Source organism: Telluria sp. LT2P34 (assembly GCF_059685915.1).
In genome coordinates this window covers 227,527-240,672 of the sequence record NZ_JCASIN010000002.1, presented here as the reverse complement: position 1 = coordinate 240,672, position 13,146 = coordinate 227,527, and the positions used below count along the sequence as shown (strand labels likewise).

Below are 13,146 nucleotides of genomic sequence, written 5' to 3'. Positions count from 1 at the left end.
CTGCCCACGCGTTCAACGGACGATTGAATACCCCGGCACTAACACGAAGGAAAATCATGGACCGCCTGATCTACACCGCCGCCTCCGGCGCCAAGCACATCCTCGAGCAGCAGGCCACGACCTCGAACAACCTGGCGAACCTGAACACGACGGGTTTTCGCGCCCAGCTCGACACCTTCCGCGCCGTGCCGGTGCAAGGCGAAGGCCTGCCGACGCGCGCTTTTGTGGTCAACAACACCGCCGGCGCCGACTTTTCGTCCGGTCCCCTGCAAGTGACCGGCCGCGACCTCGACGTCGCCATCAAGGGCCCGGGCTGGATCGCGGTGCAGAACGCCGACGGCAGCGAAGCGTATACCCGCAACGGCGCCTTGCAAATGAGCCCGAACGGCGTGCTGACCACCACTTCCGGCGCCACCATCGCCGGTGAGGGCGGCCCGATCACGATCCCGCCGGATGTGACGGTGACGGTCGGCGGCGACGGCACCATTTCGACCGTGTCGAATGCCGAGCGCCCGGCTGCACCGGTCATTCTCGGCCGCATCAAGCTGGTGAACCCGGCGGAAAAAGACCTGGTGCGCGGCGACGACGGCCTGTTCCGCTTAAAGGATGGCGCGCCTGCCGAGGCCGACCCGGCGGTACGCGTGGCGGGTGGCGCACTCGAGGGCAGCAACGTGAATGCGGTCGATGCGATGGTGGCGATGATCGGCCTGGCGCGCTCTTTCGAAACCCAAATGAGCCTCATGAAGAACGCCGAGAATAACGCCGCGAAAGCCGGTCAGATCCTTGCTTTGAATTAAGTGTTTCTCCAGCATAATTCTATTGTGCCTGGCAGCCCACCGCTGCCGACAATAGGAGAAAGCCATGATTCGCTCGCTGTATATCGCCAAGACCGGCCTCGAGGCGCAGCAGACCAACCTCGACGTCATCACCAACAACCTCGCCAACGTCAGCACCAACGGCTTCAAGCGTTCGCGTGCCGTCTTCGAGGATTTGTTGTACCAGACCGTACGCCAGCCGGGCGCCCAATCGTCGCAGCAAACCAATCTGCCATCGGGCCTGCAGCTCGGCACCGGTGTACGCGCCGTCTCGACCGAACGCATCTTCACCCAGGGTAATCCCCAGCAGACGGGCAATTCGAAGGACGTGATGGTCAACGGTTCGGGCTTCTTCCCGGTCCTCCTGCCTGACGGCACCCAGGCCTATACCCGCGACGGTTCCTTCCAGACCGACGCCAACGGCCAGCTCGTCACCTCCAGCGGTTATGCCGTGCAGCCGCCGATCACGATTCCGGCCAATGCCGAATCGGTCACGGTCGGACGCGACGGCACCGTCTCGATCAAGGTCGCCGGCACCACCGCCACCACCCAGGTCGGCAACCTGCAGTTGATGACCTTCGTGAATCCCGCCGGCCTCGAATCGCGCGGCGAAAACCTGTACCTGGAAACGACCGCCTCGGGCAATCCGAACGCGAACACGCCGGGCACGAATGGCGCCGGCATCCTGATGCAGGGTTTCGTGGAAACCTCGAACGTCAACGTGGTCGAGGAAATGGTCAACATGATCCAGACCCAGCGCGCCTACGAGATCAACAGCAAGGCGATCACCACTTCCGACCAGATGCTGGCGAAGCTGGCCCAGCTGTAAGGCGAATTCATGAACAAGTTCTTCTTGACTGCCCTGGTGATCCTGGCCGGCTGCGGCACCACTCCGAGCACGATCGTGCAGGAAACGCGCAGCGCCCGCCCGGCCCTGGCCGAAGTCGCGCCGCCGACCGACGGGGCCATCTATAACGCCCGCAGCTACCGCCCGATGTTCGAAGACCGCCGCGCGCGCCAGATCGGCGACCTGCTGACGATCAACATCGTCGAGAAGACCTCGGCCAACAAGGCGGGAACAAGTTCGGGCAACAAGTCGGGCAGCGCCAGTTTTGCCTTGCCGGGGCCGATCCAGTCGCGCCTGGGCGCCAACGTCGCGCTCGAGTCGGGCATCGACTACAAGGACGGCGACAACCAGACTGCCAGCAATGCCTTCACCGGCACCATCGGCGTCACCGTCACCGAGGTGCTTTCGAACGGCAATCTGATCGTCGCCGGCGAAAAGCAGGTGGCGATGAACAAGGGCGTCGAATTCATCCGCTTCTCGGGACTCGTCAGCCCGGACACGATCCAGAACGGCAATGTCGTGTCCTCGACCGTCGTCGCCGACGCCCGTGTCGAATACCGTACCAACAGCAAACTCGACCGCGCCGAAGTCAATTCGATGATGTCGCGCTTGTTCCAGTCGCTGCTGCCGTTCTAAGGAATTGATGATGCGTATGATTACCCTGATGCTGGTCCGCGGCGCCATCCTTGGCGCGCTGGTATCCATCGCCCCGACCTCGAGCGCCGAGCGCCTGAAAGACATGGCCAGCATCGCCGGCGTGCGCCAGAACCAGTTGTCGGGTTATGGCCTCGTCGTCGGCCTCGACGGCACGGGCGACCAGACCAGCCAGACCCCGTTCACGGTGCAGTCGATCATCGCCATGCTCCAGCAAAAGGGCGTCAATCTCCCGCCGACCGGCCAGCTGCAGCTCAAGAACGTCGCCGCCGTGATGGTCACGACCTCGCTGCCGGCCTTTGCCCAGCCGGGCCAGAACATCGACATCACGGTGTCCTCGATCGGCAACGCCAAAAGCCTGCGTGGCGGTACCCTGTTGATGACGCCGCTGCACGGCGCCGATGGCCAGGTGTACGCCATGGCCCAGGGCAATGTGCTGGTGGGCGGCGTCGGCGCCTCCGCCCCAGGCGGCGGCGCGCAAGTGCAGGTCAACCACCTGTCGGTCGGCAAGATTTCGAGCGGCGCCACCGTCGAACGCGCCGTGCCCTCGACCCTGGGCGAAAACAACCAGATCCGCCTCGAACTGAACCAGACCGATTTCGCCACCGCCAGCCGCGTCGTCACCGCCCTGAACGACCAGTTCGGCGCCGGCACCGCCACGGCGCTGGACGGCCGCGTGATCCGGGTGCGTACCCCGGCCTCGTCGGATGCGCGCGTCAGCTTCATCGGCATGATGGAAAACGTCGACGTCAAGCCGGCCGCCGCTGCCGCCAAGGTCATCCTCAACGCCCGTACCGGTTCGGTCGTGATGAACCAGTCGGTCACGCTCGACACTTGCGCCATCTCGCACGGCAACCTGTCGGTGACGGTCGGCGCCGACACCGAGGTCAGCCAGCCGGCGCCGGGTTCGCGCGGCCGCACCGCCGTGACGACGACCCCGACCGTGGAAATCAAGAAAGACCCGGGCAAGGTGCTGCTGGTCAAGGGCGGCGCCTCGCTGGCTGAAGTGGTCAAGGCGATGAACTCGATCGGCGCCAGTCCGCAAGACCTGCTGGCGATCCTGCAGGCCCTGAAAGCGGCCGGTTCGTTGCGCGCCGAGCTCGAAATCATCTAAGGCAGCGGCCATGATTCCTTACAAGAACGATGCGACCCGGGGCCTGGCGCTCGACGCCCAGGGCCTGGGCGACCTGAAGCGGTCGGCCAAGGCGGGTACGCTGGATGCCACCCGCGGCGCGGCGGTGCAGTTCGAGGCGCTCTTCATCAACCAGATGATGAAGAGCATGCGCGACGCGACGCCAGCGGACGGCCTGATGGACAACCAGGAAACCAAGATGTTCACGTCCATGCTCGACCAGCAGCTGAGCCAGAACCTGGCCAAGCGCGGCATGGGCCTGGCCGACGTGCTGGTGCGCCAGCTGTCGGCGCAAACGGACGCCAAGGCGCTGGCCATCGGCAGCGATGGCGCCAGCGGCGCCGGCGCGCCGGCCGGCATGCTCGACATCCCGGCGCTGCCGGGCAAGTTCGGCGCCCTGCAAGGCATCAAGGGTTTCGAAGGCATGCAAGGTCTCGAGAGCATGAAAGGTCTCGAGGGCGCGGCGCAGACCGCCGGCGTCAGCGCCAGCGGCCGCACCCAGGCGCCGCACGTGCGCGCCTTCCAGGAAAAGCTCGGCGCCCACGCGGCCGCGGCCGAAAGCGTAACCGGCGTGCCGGCCAAGTTCATGCTCGGCCAGGCCGCGCTGGAAACCGGCTGGGGCAAGCGCATGATCCGCAATGCCGACGGCAGCAATGCCAACAACCTGTTCGGCATCAAGGCCGGCCCGGGCTGGAAGGGCAAGGTCGCCACCGCCGTGACGACCGAATACGTGAACGGCCAGGCGCAGCAGAAGATCGAGCGCTTCCGTGCCTACGCCACCCCGGCCGACTCGTTCAAGGACTATGCGCGCATGCTGGCCAACAATCCGCGCTACGAAAAAGTGCTGAACCACGCCGGCGACGCCTCGGCATTCGCCCACGGCCTGCAGCGCGCCGGCTATGCGACCGACCCGCAATATGGCGCCAAGCTGTCGAAGATTATCAAGAACTCACTGGCTTGACGAAGTTGCAAGGCTGGCTCGGATTCAAGTTTCTGTGCAGGCTGCCGTAGAAGAACATAGCGAATAAAAGGAAAACATGTCCGGAAACCTCCTCAGCATCGGCAAAAGCGGCTTGTACGCGGCACAGGCCGCGCTGACCACGACCGGCCATAACATCACCAACGCCAACGTGGAAGGCTATAGCCGCCAGGGCGTGGTGCAGGCGACGTCGACGACGATGGAGCGCGGCTATGGGTTCATCGGCACCGGCACGAAGATCGCCGAGATCAAGCGCTACAGCGACGAATTCCTGAACAGCCAGGTGCGCAGCGCCACCGCGTCGACCTCGTCGATGGATGCGTATTACGCCCAGGTCAGCCAGATCGACAACCTGCTGGCCGACAGCACGTCCGGCCTGTCGCCGGCGCTGCAGGGCTTTTTCTCGGCGATGCAGGACGTGGCCGGCAACGGCGCGTCGACGCCATCGCGCCAGGCCTTGTTGTCGGCTTCGGAAACGCTTGCAGGCAGCTTCCAGCAGATCGACGCGCGCCTGGAGGAAATCGGCGCCGGCATCAACACCGAGATCGAAACCAGCGTCACCCTGATCAATACCTACGCTACCCAGATCGCCGAGATCAACGAAAAGATCGGCTCCTACGGCTCGATCGAAGGCAGGAAGCCGAACGACCTGCTCGACCAGCGCGACCAGCTCGTGATGGAACTGAACAAGCACGTCAAGGCGAACGTCACGCCGGGCGGCAACAACGCATTGAACGTCTCGATCGGCAATGGCCAGCCGCTGGTCGTTGGCGGCAAGGCCTTCGGCCTGGCGGTCATGAAGTCGCCGACCGACCTGACCCGCCTGACGGTGGGCTACCAGACCGGCGACAAGGTCACCCAGCTGCCGGAAAGCGCGCTCGTGGGCGGCCAGCTCGGTGGCGTGCTCGAGTTCCGCTCCGGTACGCTCGACCGTGTGCAAAACGCGATCGGCCGCCTCGCCGTGGGCATGGCCTTCACCGTCAATGCCCAGCACAAGCTCGGCATCGACGCCGCCGCCCAGCAGGGCAGGGATTTCTTCGTGCAGTCCCCGGTCTCGGTCAAGGCCGCCGCCGACAACTCCCGTGCCGGCACAGGAAAAGTAGAAGCGGTCGTGACCGACCCGACCCTGCTTACGGACAGCGACTACAAGGTCGAGTCCGACGGCAGCAGCTTCTTTGTCACGCGCATGTCCGACAAGATGCGTACCAAGATCGAGCCCTACGACCCGGCCGGCACCACCCGCTCGATCGACGGCGTGGCCTTTACCATTTCCGGCACGGCCGCCTCGGGCGACAATTACCTGGTGCGCCCGACCGTCGACGGCGCCGCCAACTTCCGGCTTGCCTTGTCGGATGTGCGCGACATCGCCGCCGGCGCTCCGATCGCCACCGCGGCGCCAATCTCGAACAAGGGCACCGGCCAGATCAGCGCCGGCAGCGTCAGCGCAGACTACTTCACGGCAAAGCCAGCCATGCCGGTCACGCTCGCGTATGCGGCGGGCGGCGGCGGCCAGCTGACGGGTTTTCCGGCCGGCGCCACGGTGTCGATGAATTTTAATGGCACGACCACGACCCACACCGGTTCGGCGCCTTTCCAGTCCGGCGCCAGCTACAGTTTTTCCGGCGTCAGCGTCACCATGTCGGGCCTCCCGCAAGCGGGCGACAGCTTCAGCATCAACGCCAACGTCTCGGGCACCGCCGACACGCGCAACATACAGGCGCTCGGCGCCCTGCAGACGAAGAACATCCTGAACGGCGCCAGCGCCACCTTCCAGTCGGCGTTTGCCCAGACCGTCAGCGCGGTCGGCAACAAGACGCGCGAAGTGCAGGTCAATGCCAGCGCCGGCGAGGCCCTGCTGAAGCAGGTGCAGGGCGCGGCCAGCAACGTGTCGGGCGTGAACCTCGACGAAGAAGCGACCAACCTGCTGAAATACCAGCAGGCCTATCAGGCGGCCGGCAAGGTCATGCAGATCGCCAATACCATCTTCGACACGCTGCTGTCGATCGCCCGTTAAGCGAAATCCGGAGCCATCATGCGCATCAGCACCAAGAACATCTACGAAAACGCCACGAGCCAGCTCAACAAGCTGCAGTCGAACATGGCGCGCACCCAGAACCAGCTGTCGACCAACAAGCGCATGCTGACCGCCGCCGACGATCCGATCGCCTCGGCGCGCGCCCTGGAAGTGACCCAGTCGAAGTCGATCAACACCCAGTACGCCGTGAACCGCTCGAACGCGAACAGTTCGCTGTCGCTGGTCGAAGGCGCCCTGGGCGACAGCGGCGACCTGCTGATGGACGTGCAAACCCTGGTGGTCCAGGCCGGCAACGGCGCGCTCTCGAACGCCGACCGCAACCTGATCGCCACCGAAATCGAGGGACGCATGAACGACCTGCTGGGCGTGGCGAATACCTCCGACGGCGCCGGCGGCTACCTTTTCTCGGGCTACCGCGGCACCACCATCCCATTCATCCAGACCGACAGCGGCGCCGCCTACCAGGGCGACCAGGGCCAGCGCAAGCTGCAGGTCGGCGGCGCGCGCTCGATCGCGATCAGCGATTCGGGCAGCGCGGTCTTTGAAAACAACCGCACCGGCAACGGCAGCTTCCAGACCGCGATGGCGACCGGTAACCAGGGCGCGGCGACCATCAACACCGGCGCCGTATCGGACGCCACCAAGCTGACCGGCCACAACTACACGCTCGCATTCAAGGTCAGCGGCACCCCGGCCGTGACCACCTACAGCGTCACCGACACCAACTCCAACACGGCGGTGCTGGCGGATCAGCCCTATGAGCCGGGCAAGCAGATCGCCTTCGACGGCACCTCGTTCGCGATCAAGGGCCAGCCTGCCGACGGCGACAAGTTCGAGGTCAAGCCGAGCCAGAAGGAATCGGTCTTCACCACCATGACCAACCTGGTGGCGGCCCTGCGCGCTCCGGGCGACGACGCCAAGGCCAGGGCCACCCTGACGAACCACCTCAAGATCGCCGACGAGGGCCTGAAGTCTTCGCTCGACAACATCCTGACCGTACGCGCCTCGGTCGGCTCGCGCATGAAGGAACTCGACTACCTCGACAGCACCGGCTCCGACCTCGATGTCCAGTACGCCGGCACGCTCTCGAAGCTGCAAGACCTCGACATCGTGAAAGCGATTTCGGACTACGCCAGCCAGCAGGGCACGCTGGAAGCGGCGCAGAAATCGTTCAAGACGATGTCGTCGTTGTCGCTGTTTAATTACATCGGCTAAGTAGCCCGGCAAAAAAGGGCGCCCTGACGCGCCTTTCACGTTTTTTTTCACGCCTGTTTCACATTGCCTTAGCCATCCTTGCGCCATCGACAACAATGGAGATGGCAATGAAGAACACCCTGTTACGCGCGGCAGCCTGGCTGGCCGCGATCCTGTTCCTGCTGGCCGCCGGCAGCTATGCCTGGTACCTCAGCCTCGACCTCGACCAGCTGCCCAAGGCAAATCCGCAGGCCGTCGTGGCCGACCTGGCATGGCTGAACAAGCCGGTGACGGAGCAACGCGGGCGCATCCTGGCCATCGTCAGCAGCACCGAACGCGGCGGACCCGCCATGAAAAAGGCGGGCTACGAACTGACCGAACTGGCCCGTGCCTATTACGTGTTCCAGGCCAACGGCTACGAGGTCGACATCGCCTCGCCGAAGGGCGGCAAACCCCCTGAACGGATCGACCTGGACGACATGGGCGACGCCGACTATGCCTTCCTGAACGACGCCGCCGCGCAGGCCAAAGTCGCTAATTCGATTCCCTTGGCCCGTGCCGACGCAAGCCGCTACGCCGCCGTGTATTTCGTCGGCGGCAAGGGCGCGATGCACGACCTGCCCGGCAATCCCGACGTGGCCCGCATCGTCGCCGATATCGCGGCACGCGGCGTGGTCGGCGCAGTCTGCCACGGCCCGGCTGCTTTGCTGGGCCTGAAGCTGGCCGATGGCAAGCCGCTGGTGGCGGGGCGGCGCATGACCGGTTTTACCAATGACGAAGAACTGTTCCTGATGAAGGACGCACGCCAGCGCTTCGGCTTCCTGTTGCAGGAACGCGCAGTGGAAGAGGGCGCGCGCTTTGTCGCGGGACCGAAGTACATCGACAATACGGTGGTCGACGGCCGCCTGGTCACGGGGCAGAACGCCTGGTCAACCTGGTCGGTGGCCGAGGCGATGGTGACGGCGCTGGGACACCAGCCAGTAGCGCGCGATCGCACCATGGAAGAAGCCAGCGTGCGGCTGCTGGCCACCTATTATCGCGACGGCCTGGCGGCGGCCAGGGCGCAGCAGTCGGTGTCGCCGCGGTTTGATAAGATGCTGGTGCTGATGCATTCGGTGGTGGCCGCCATGGAATGGCGCGCGTTCGACGCCCTCAATTTGCAGCGCCTGGCAAACCCTTAAGGACCGCATGCCCCTGCATATTCTGGTGGTCGAAGACCATGCGCCGCTGGCGAAAAACCTCGCCGATGGCCTGGAGCTGCATGGCCACACGGCCGATTTCGCCGGCGATGGCGAACTGGGGCTCCAACTGGCTTTGGCTCACCATTACGACCTGATGATCCTCGACCTCGGCCTGCCCGGCATCGACGGCCTGGAAGTGTGCCGGCGCCTGCGCGCGCGGCTGCCGCGGCGCATGCCGGTGCTGATGCTGACCGCGCGCGACGCCCTGCAGGACAAGCTCAGCGGTTTCGAGAGCGGCGCCGACGATTACCTGTTGAAACCCTTCGCCTTTGAGGAACTGCTGGCGCGCTGCCAGGTGCTGGCGCGCCGGCATACGCTGCACCAGGAGCACCTGCTGGCCATCGGCAGCCTGCGCATCGACCGCCAGACGCAGGCGGTCACGCGGGACGGGCAGGTGGTGCGGGTGAACCCGCTCGGTTACCAGATTTTGCTGGCGCTGGCCGAGGCACACCCGCGCGTGATCACCCGTTCCGAGCTGACCCACAAGCTGTGGCACGACGCGCCGCCCGATTCGGACGCCTTGCGCACCCACTTGTACCAGCTGCGCCAGAGTCTCGACAAGCCGTTTGCGACGCCGATGCTGCTCACGGTGCACGGGGTCGGCTTCAAGCTCGACGCAAGCGCATGAAGGCGGCGCGTTCCCTGCGCGGCAGGATGGTGGCGGCCTTTGCCTTGTTCGCCCTCGTCACCGCCGCCTGTTTCAGCGCGTTCAGCCTGCTGTTCGTGTACTCGGTGGAAGACGATTTTTTCGGGCAGATGTTGCGCCAGGAGGCAGCGCACCAGGAGCGCAGCTGGCGCACTTCCGGCCGCCTGGCCACGCCGCTGCGCGACACGGTCAGCGTGCATCGGGAGCTCGGCACGTTTCCGGCCGACCTGGCGCGCCAGCTGGAGGGCAGGGCGCGCAAGGGCGAGTTCTTTGGAGACGGCGGACGCCACTATCACGTGCGCGAGCTAAGCATGGGCAAGGAGACGGCCTACCTGGTGGCGGAAGTCAGCCGCGACCTGGTGGTGCGGCCGCGCCTGCCTTTCCTCCTCGGCTTTCTGGCCGTGGCCACGCTGGCGATCCTGGCCATTACCCTGGGTCTCGGCTACTGGCTGGCCTGGCGCGCGACCCAGCCCCTGATGCGCCTCGCGCTGCTGGTATCGCAGGCCCAGCCGGGCCAGCTGCCGCAGCGCTTCGCCCACGACTTCCCCGATAACGAAATCGGCGCGCTGGCGCAGAAACTCGAGGAAGCGATGGCGCGGATTGCCGCCTTCATCGAACGAGAGCAGCATTTCACGCGCGACGCCAGCCACGAGCTGCGCACGCCGCTGGCGGTAATCGAAGGCGCGGCGCAACTGCTGGCGCAGCAGCCCATGCCGGCGCAGGCGGCGGGCCAGCTGCAGCGCCTGCGCAGCGCCGCCGTCCAGATGGAGCAGACGGTGGCGGCCCTGCTGTCATTGGCGCGCGAGGAGCTCGATGCTTCTGTCGCCGAGCCGGTGTCCCTGCTGCCGCTGGTCGAAGACGCGGTGGTGCAGTTCGCGCACCTGCTGGACGGGAAAGCGGTCGAGGTCAGCGTCGAGGTGGCGCCCGGCACGGTGGCGCTGAGCCACCGGGCAGCGTTGGCGATCCTGATCGGGAACCTGGTCAGCAACGCCTTCGCACACACCCGGGAAGGCGCGATCCGGATCCATGCCGAAGGCGCCAGCCTGGTCGTGGCCGACAGCGGCCCGGGCATCGCGCCGGCCTTGCGCGAGCGCCTGTTCGAGCCGGGCGCCAAAGGCGAGGCGAGCGCCGGTTTCGGCCTCGGGCTGTCGCTGGCGCGCCGGCTCGGTGAGTGCGTTGGTGTGGATATTACGATCGACAGCGCACCCGGTGGCGGCACCCGCGCCCGCCTGTCCTGGGCCGAATAACTCGACGCATGGGAGGCGCAACGTTTACAATGCTGCCCTGCACCATTTCGCGAAAGTCGCCCATCATGAAACACATCCACACCCTGGCCGCTGTTGCTGCCACCGCCGCCTGCGCCTTCACCCTACCGGCTGCCGCTTCCGATTTTGACCGCCTGCAAACCCTGACCCAGGCCGAAGTGGCCAGCCTGGCCAAAGACTTCACGGCCGTCGCCAGCTACAAGAGCATCGCTCCGGCCGAGCCGCTCGGCATCATCGGCTTCGACATCGGCGCCGCCGTCAGCGCCACCCGCCTGGACAATGCCGCCATCTGGGAAAAGGCCGGCTTCGAGCACGCCACCGTCTACATGCCGACCGTGCGCGCCCAGAAGGGCCTGCCCTTCGGTATCGATATCGGCGCCAGCCTCACCGCCGTGCCCGATTCGGACATCAAACTGATCGGCGCCGAAATCAAGTACGCGCTGGTCCCGGGCGGCATCACGCTGCCCGCGGTCGCGATCCGCGCCGCGGCGACCCGGCTCTCCGGCGTCGACGAGCTCGACCTCGATACGCGCAGCGTCGAGCTGACGGTCTCGAAAGGCTTCCTGATGGTCACGCCCTATGCCGGCATCGGCAAGGTCTGGGGTTCGCTGACCCCGAACGTCGGCAACCTGCGCAAGGAAACCCCGAACGGCAATAAGGTGTTCGCCGGTGTCAACCTGAACCTGGGCGTGGCCAACGTGGCGGCCGAAGTCGACCGCACCGCCGGCAACCAGACCGTCAGCGTGAAACTGGGTTTCCGCCTGTAAGCGCGTCGAAGCCGGATGCAAAAAGGGCCGCTTCGATAGCGGCCCTTTTTCATGGAAGCGGCGCTTCGCGGCGCCAGATGAGCTGACCGTTGCGGGCAACTTCGCGCACACGGTGGAAGGGCACCATGCGCGCCACGCCGTCGTTGCCGACGACCTCGAACGAGAAATGCTGGCCGCGCTCGAGATTGATGCGCTCGAAAGTGACGCGCACGATGCGGTCGAACACCCGGTCGTAGTAGCCGATGACGAAATGGGCGTTACCGAATTCGAGGTCCCAGACGATCCGGTTGAGCAGCTCGTGGATGGGCGTCATTGGCATTTCGCTTCCGAATGCCGCCTTATTCAGCCTTTGCACTCGGCTTGAGCGTTTTGACCGGTGCCAGGAAAGGCCCGCTCGAGAGCGAGGAAGTGGTGACTGGCTCTTGCGCGTGGACGTCCGATCCAATGATTGCAGTAAAGATCGCCGCGGGCGTCGGTTTGTTACGGGACTGGAACCGGACCGTCCGGATGCCGGCCTGTTCGAGTCGTGAATCGCGCAACTCGTCTTTTGCTTGCACGTGCGTTCTGTCGTCGAGTTCGACAACGGCAACAATCTCACCGCTCCTGGTACACACGACATAGTCGGCCCGCTGCTGAGCGATTCTCAGTCGATCACCATGCGCCTGCTTCCCGATAGCACTCGCCGCTTCAATCAGCGCCGACATTGCAACCTGGGGGAAAATGTAATGCTCTGGAAGCGCCGCAACGAGTCTTCCGAAAAACTCCAGCTCGTTGTCGGTCATCAGCTTGCGCCGCCGGTAAGACCCTGCACGATTTTTGTCTTTCCCGCCCTTTGAATTAAAGGCGGCGAAGACGACAGCCAGAATCAAGAGAATAACAATGACCGTGACGAGAAGTGTTTTCATGGGAGCGCGATGCAGGTGCCGCCTTATGGCGTGTTGAAGGGGGTGCCAGAATTATCCCCGGGTCGAGACCTCACTTGGCCCGGCGCTCGGCGCCGGCGTCCTTGGTGGAGGCCAGCACGACGATGACCGAGGCCAGCACTACCAGGCCGATGTTGCTGACCAAATCGAGGAGGACGGGATCGGATATGGCGAAGGAGACGATCTGCACGCCGCCCCGCTCCGCAATGTAGAGCCCGAACAGGGTGGCGAGGACGATTCCGCCCCAGGCCAGGCCGGCGCGCACGCCGCCCAGCAGCAGGGCGATCATCGGGCACAGAATAAACCAGGACACGGTGGGCGCGCCGATGCCGCCCAGGTGCAGCGCGAGCCACACTTTCAGGGCGTACAAGGCGGTAATGAACAGGTTGCGCGCGGACGCCAGGCTGAAGCCGGCGTTGAGCGTGAACGGCGCCACCATCATCACGCAGGCGCCCGTGAATACCACCATACCGGCGGCATTAAAGCCGAGCACGTGGTAGAGCATGGCCAGCAGGGGGGCGGTGGCTGCGGTGAGCGCGGCCAGGATGGCCAGGTGACGCGCGGCCTGCCAGTCTCGGGGAACAGCGCGCAGGGCGGCGGGGATGATGCGGTCGATTTGTTGCATGGGTCCCGAGGCAGGACGATCGG

Annotated in this window: 14 protein-coding genes; 11 read left to right on the top strand and 3 right to left on the bottom strand. The window is 65.2% G+C overall.

Features of this window, described 5'->3' with window-relative positions; genetic code table 11:
- Window positions 1-56 precede the first annotated feature (56 nt).
- The 11 genes from flgF to AC56KZ_RS06910 all read left to right on the top strand — a co-directional run bounded on the left by flgF (window position 57) and on the right by AC56KZ_RS06910 (window position 11,575).
- Complete coding sequence (gene flgF / locus AC56KZ_RS06960; protein WP_497161426.1) at window positions 57-797, top strand: flagellar basal-body rod protein FlgF; 741 nt, start codon at window positions 57-59, stop codon at window positions 795-797.
- Window positions 798-861: 64 nt separating this feature from the next.
- Window positions 862-1,644: a flagellar basal-body rod protein FlgG gene (gene flgG / locus AC56KZ_RS06955; RefSeq protein WP_497161425.1), complete on the top strand. Its 783-nt coding sequence runs from the start codon at window positions 862-864 to the stop codon at window positions 1,642-1,644.
- Between the two features lie 9 nt (window positions 1,645-1,653).
- Window positions 1,654-2,298, top strand: a complete 645-nt coding sequence (locus AC56KZ_RS06950) for a flagellar basal body L-ring protein FlgH (protein ID WP_497161424.1) — start codon at window positions 1,654-1,656, stop codon at window positions 2,296-2,298.
- Between the two features lie 10 nt (window positions 2,299-2,308).
- Window positions 2,309-3,430 carry a flagellar basal body P-ring protein FlgI gene (locus AC56KZ_RS06945; protein ID WP_497162118.1) on the top strand — a complete coding sequence of 374 codons (1,122 nt, stop codon included), beginning with the start codon at window positions 2,309-2,311 and terminating at the stop codon, window positions 3,428-3,430.
- 10 nt (window positions 3,431-3,440) lie between these two features.
- On the top strand, window positions 3,441-4,409 hold the full coding sequence (flgJ, locus tag AC56KZ_RS06940; RefSeq protein ID WP_497161423.1) for a flagellar assembly peptidoglycan hydrolase FlgJ: 969 nt from the start codon (window positions 3,441-3,443) through the stop codon (window positions 4,407-4,409).
- Window positions 4,410-4,485: 76 nt separating this feature from the next.
- Window positions 4,486-6,441 carry a flagellar hook-associated protein FlgK gene (flgK, locus tag AC56KZ_RS06935; protein WP_497161422.1) on the top strand — a complete coding sequence of 652 codons (1,956 nt, stop codon included), beginning with the start codon at window positions 4,486-4,488 and terminating at the stop codon, window positions 6,439-6,441.
- Window positions 6,442-6,459: 18 nt separating this feature from the next.
- On the top strand, window positions 6,460-7,677 hold the full coding sequence (gene flgL, locus AC56KZ_RS06930; protein ID WP_497161421.1) for a flagellar hook-associated protein FlgL: 1,218 nt from the start codon (window positions 6,460-6,462) through the stop codon (window positions 7,675-7,677).
- Between the two features lie 107 nt (window positions 7,678-7,784).
- Window positions 7,785-8,837, top strand: coding sequence for a type 1 glutamine amidotransferase domain-containing protein (locus AC56KZ_RS06925; protein WP_497161420.1), 1,053 nt, complete (start codon window positions 7,785-7,787; stop codon window positions 8,835-8,837).
- Window positions 8,838-8,844: 7 nt separating this feature from the next.
- On the top strand, window positions 8,845-9,525 hold the full coding sequence (locus tag AC56KZ_RS06920; RefSeq protein ID WP_497161419.1) for a response regulator transcription factor: 681 nt from the start codon (window positions 8,845-8,847) through the stop codon (window positions 9,523-9,525).
- Entirely contained in the window at window positions 9,522-10,790 is a 1,269-nt protein-coding gene (locus tag AC56KZ_RS06915) for a sensor histidine kinase (RefSeq protein ID WP_497161418.1), read from the top strand. The genes AC56KZ_RS06920 and AC56KZ_RS06915 overlap by 4 nt, the downstream gene beginning before the upstream one ends.
- Window positions 10,791-10,855: 65 nt before the next feature.
- Window positions 10,856-11,575 carry a hypothetical protein gene (locus AC56KZ_RS06910; RefSeq protein WP_497161417.1) on the top strand — a complete coding sequence of 240 codons (720 nt, stop codon included), beginning with the start codon at window positions 10,856-10,858 and terminating at the stop codon, window positions 11,573-11,575.
- Window positions 11,576-11,624: 49 nt separating this feature from the next.
- Here AC56KZ_RS06910 and AC56KZ_RS06905 read toward each other — a convergent pair whose 3' ends face one another.
- The 3 genes from AC56KZ_RS06905 to AC56KZ_RS06895 form a co-directional block, all read right to left on the bottom strand.
- Window positions 11,625-11,894: a DUF504 domain-containing protein gene (locus AC56KZ_RS06905; protein ID WP_497161416.1), complete on the bottom strand. Its 270-nt coding sequence runs from the start codon at window positions 11,892-11,894 to the stop codon at window positions 11,625-11,627.
- A gap of 19 nt (window positions 11,895-11,913) precedes the next feature.
- Complete coding sequence (locus tag AC56KZ_RS06900) at window positions 11,914-12,480, bottom strand: DUF2726 domain-containing protein (RefSeq protein ID WP_497161415.1); 567 nt, start codon at window positions 12,478-12,480, stop codon at window positions 11,914-11,916.
- Window positions 12,481-12,550: 70 nt separating this feature from the next.
- Window positions 12,551-13,123 (bottom strand): hypothetical protein, encoded by a 573-nt coding sequence (locus AC56KZ_RS06895; RefSeq protein WP_497161414.1) that lies wholly within the window; start codon window positions 13,121-13,123, stop codon window positions 12,551-12,553.
- Window positions 13,124-13,146 lie beyond the last annotated feature (23 nt).